The sequence below is a fragment of the Bradyrhizobium sp. genome (assembly GCF_019242285.1).
Classification (GTDB): Bacteria; Pseudomonadota; Alphaproteobacteria; order Rhizobiales; family Xanthobacteraceae; genus Bradyrhizobium.
Genome location: NZ_JAFAVV010000130.1, coordinates 1 through 4022 on the forward strand (window position 1 = coordinate 1; position 4022 = coordinate 4022).

The 4022-nt window shown below is 60.5% G+C and carries 4 protein-coding genes and 1 pseudogene; 2 read left to right on the top strand and 3 right to left on the bottom strand.

The window, feature by feature from the left end:
• Nucleotides 1-489, top strand: a 489-nt coding sequence (locus tag JOY90_RS04590) for an arginase family protein (protein ID WP_291689968.1), incomplete at its 5' end; no start/stop codon positions are given.
• Nucleotides 490-564: 75 nt separating this feature from the next.
• Here the strand turns inward: JOY90_RS04590 and JOY90_RS04595 are convergent.
• Nucleotides 565-912, bottom strand: coding sequence for a hypothetical protein (locus JOY90_RS04595; protein ID WP_291689969.1), 348 nt, complete (start codon nt 910-912; stop codon nt 565-567).
• Nucleotides 913-928: 16 nt separating this feature from the next.
• Nucleotides 929-1822, bottom strand: coding sequence for a hypothetical protein (locus JOY90_RS04600; RefSeq protein WP_291689970.1), 894 nt, complete (start codon nt 1820-1822; stop codon nt 929-931).
• A gap of 327 nt (nt 1823-2149) precedes the next feature.
• Between JOY90_RS04600 and JOY90_RS04605 the strand changes: the two genes are divergently transcribed.
• Nucleotides 2150-3355, top strand: a complete 1206-nt coding sequence (locus JOY90_RS04605) for a hypothetical protein (protein WP_291689971.1) — start codon at nt 2150-2152, stop codon at nt 3353-3355.
• 79 nt (nt 3356-3434) lie between these two features.
• Here the strand turns inward: JOY90_RS04605 and JOY90_RS04610 are convergent.
• Nucleotides 3435-4022: pseudogene (locus JOY90_RS04610) on the bottom strand (hypothetical protein); the annotation flags it as partial.

The following is a 4022-nucleotide window of genomic DNA, read 5'->3' on the forward strand; positions in this document are numbered from 1 at the left end:
CACGGATATCCGATGCTGAATTTGCTTGGAAAAGGTGACGCCGAATTCGCAGCCTTCGCAAAAGACCCGATTCCCACAAAACGGCTCGCTTACGTCGGCATCGACAAAGGCACAATCTCCGAGCGTAGCCGCCGCGCCGTCGAAGAACTTAAACCCACCGTGTTTGCGCCGTCCGAATTGACCCAGAATTTTTCCGAAGTTACCGACTGGATAAAAGCAACGGGCGCGTCCAAACTCGTGGTTCACTTCGATCTCGACGTTCTCGATCCGAAGAAATTTCGCGAGCAGCTTTTTAACAACCCCGCTGGTTTGGCCGAGCAATTCAAGGCTTCTCCGACTGGACAAATGGACTTCGACACGGTCGTCGCACTCTTGAACAAATGCGCTGAAGTGATCGATATCGTCGGCTTGACCATCGCAGAACACCTTCCTTGGGACGCAGAAAACCTTAGAGCCGCCCTCGCGAAACTCCCCATCTTGTCCGACTGAGCAGGTCTTTGCTCGCCGAATAGCGAAGGAGCCCCATGCCCATCGAATGGAGAGCGCGGTCCGGCGCGAGGCCGCTCAGCTCAGTTTTCCCTCGTCCCACAGGCGGTCAAGGCGGTCCAGCAGCGGCATCGCCGGATCGGCCTCGAGCTTGGCGAACTGCTCGATGTCGAGATCGGCGAAAGGGTCCTGCTGCTTCAGGCCCATCGGGGAAACCCGCGGCAGGTGACAGGTGATATGGCAATTGCGGCACCATACCCAGACCGTGCCCTCGCCCCGGCTCTTATTGAAGACGTGGAAATAATAGCGCAGATTGCCACCGTGGCATTTGGGGCAGATGACCTGTTCGCCCTTTAGCACCCGTCCAGCCGCCTTCATGCAGGGCAACTGGTATTCGCCGCCGGCCTCGATCCACTTCCCTGTCACAACATGATCCCTGTCGTCATCCGATCAGCTTGGAAATCATCCGCCACAACTGCTCGCCCGCGCGCTCGGCGTCCGCTTCCCTTGCGGTCACGATGCCCGCGGCGAAGTCCTTGAGATGTTGCACCTCGTGGCCGAAGGTTTTTACGCTCTCCTCGAGTGACGACAAGCCCCGCTCCGTGAAATTGATGATCGGCCGGCCGCGCGCGTCGCGGATTGGCGCACCGGCGGCGTCGCGGGACACCCAGCCCCATACTTTCGCCCCTGCCTTCTCCAGTTCCTGGGAGATCTCCGTGGGTACCTTGACGAGGCTGTAGGGGCTTGGACTCACGCCGGCTCGCCCTAGCACCATGCGCAGCTGTTTCAGCGAGACCTGGCTGTCAGTCGCCGTCTTGCCGGCGCTGCGGAAGATTTGCTCGATCTCCTCGGCGCCTTTGGAGAGTTCCGTGGCATGGCCGCCTACCTGGGCCACGTCCTTGCCGTCCTTGGCGACCCTCGCAGCGGTCTCGGCCTCCTCGGCCAGTTTCACGCCCTTCTCAACATCCTTGCCGATGGTGAGGGCGTCCTTGCCGACCTTCGCCGCGTCGACGAAATCGCCGGCGATAGGAATCGCGGTTGCAGCGGACAGCGCTGCGTTGCCCCAGTCGCCCTCGGCGGCGTACCAACCTGCATTGACCAGTCCGGTCACAGTTCCAAGCCCCGGCACAAACGAGGCTACGTCGAGCGCAGTATGGCCCAGGTCCGACAGCGACATATGCGAGGCGACCTTGGCCGCGTCCTCCATCGCGCTGGCGAACCCCTTGGCGCCGTCCTCGACGACTTTGGCGCCTTCGTCCACCACCTTGCTCGCGAGATGTTCTCCCGCCTGCAGCGCGCTGGAGATGTCCTTTAGCGGATTGAGGCTGAATCCCATCTCCGTCCTCCGGAAAGTCTGGCGTTTTGCGGGCCGCACAAGACGGACCCGATCACGATCGCTGCAGAAGGCCTGAGAAGTTTGACGAGAAGAAGCGTCCGAAAGATAATTATGAATGCGTTATGCGACGGGGCGCCTGGACATGCGCCTGAACGGGAGCCGCCGACAACACCCCTTGCATACTTGGCGCCAACAACTGACACGCTTTTTCGGCCAATGGATACGAGGTGCTCGCCGATGGCTCGCAGGAGGACCCTCAACGAACGTCGCCTGACCAAGCGCCAGGTCGAGGAGCTGATTGCGTCCGGCGCGAGGCCTTGCCCGGACATGGCGGCGGCGCTGCACGGCTCGTCGCCGCAATCGCGCGTTTATGAACTGCCGGGCGAGCGCTTCTTGTTCGTGTTCGGCGAGCTCTCCGGCCTCGGAGGCAAGGGCGACGTCTATGCAGCCGATGTCTTCCATCGCTTCCTGCGCTGGTGCGCAAGGGTCGAAGAGGACATCAAGCACGGACGCCAGGGGTCCTCCAGACATTGGGCTTATTATTCACCACTGAAGGATCGGCTGATCTCCAACATCGATACGCTCGTTGCGGAGCTTCGTTCGCGGATGTCGCAGACCGCGGACGTTCTCGATTTCTCGTATGGGAGTCTCGATGTCGTTTCCGAATATGTCGAGCACATCGGCGGCGAGCGCGCGACGCTGGAGCTCTACGATCACCTCGTCGCCTATGTCGGCGAAGTTCTGCGGCCGCGCATTGATGGCCGCTGGGACGTCAGCAGAGACCATGAGCACCCCTACCCCTATCTCGTGGGAGCCAAGTATGATCCGGTCATGCCGATCAACGTGGTCTGGCATGAGATCTCAGGCTACGCGCCGGCGAATTTCCGGACGAATGCGGCGAACGAGGTCCGGCGCAAGCGCAAGCCACCGAGCTCTGTTGCGGATGTGGCGGCGAGCGTTCGCGCCGCCGCGCCAAAGGGCGTGCTAGGGACGCTTCCGGCGGATGCCTACGAGGTTACGAAACGATGGGCGGATGGCCGGCCTTGGTTTGTCGTCTTCAAGGAGGATATCGAGGTTGCCGGTGTTCCGTGCCGCCGAGGCGAGGCTTGGTTCAGTCGCGAGGGCGGCCTTATCGGCGCAACGCTGTCCCGCGAGTGGCAGTTCGGTACGCGATGGTTCGGCGCAGACTCTTTCTTTCGTTACTACAGGGGACAGGAGGACGGGCGCCTCAATGACGTGAAACTGGGCGCCGATCAGGAGGTCGATGGCTTGCCTTGCCTGGGCGGAACGCTGGTGTGGTTTCATTCCAACCAGCGCGTCAGCTCTCTGCATTTGGCGGCCGATCGCGATATCGACGGCATTCCCTGCGCCAGTGGCGAAGAGCTGCATTGGGCGTTGAACTTTCACAAGAATGGCCGCCTTGCGGTGGCCGTGCTGGCACGAGAGCATGTCCTCGCCGGTCGGACTTTTCCGCGCGGGACGCGCGTCAGTTTTGACGAACAAGGATATGTCGTCGGTGCTGCTCCTTCATAGGATGAGGACATCAGGGACAAGAATGCTTGCTCTCGCCTGATTCCCTCGGGAGACGTGCACGTTTCGTGCGCGATCGGCATTACCCACGCGCCATCGTCTGCGACGCGTCGATCTGAGGTGATGCTAACGACGCGATCAGCCAGTCCAATTCCGTTCGGGCCGACGAGATGATACTGGCGTAAGATTGGATAACGATGGTGTCGTGCAGTCGGTTCGCATCCAGCGCGGGTGACCTGCCCTTTCCGATCAGAACGATTTCCATCTTGGACGTCGACGACAGCCGTGGGGACAGATCGTCCCGATATTTTTCGGCTTGAGCGATGTCATCGCGGGTGATCGAGTGCGACGGGCGCTTGAACTCGATCAGGAGATAGCTGTCGCCGTAGTCCTGGGAGAGCAGAAGGTCTGGCCTCTTAGACGCACGGGGTCCCGTAAACTCGGAATCACAATAGGTGGCGATGACGCTCTTCAACGTTACATTCGAGGACAACAACGAATACTTCCGTCCGGGCATCCAGAGACTACTCTCGAACGCCCTATGTACGTCCTTTTCGAGGGTAGCGGCGTTCTGTACCAACTGGTCCAGAAAATCCAAGAAGGTCCGTCGATGTGCCGCGTGTACCCCTATAGTGGATAGCTCCAGTATGCCGAACTGTTCTAGGGCTTC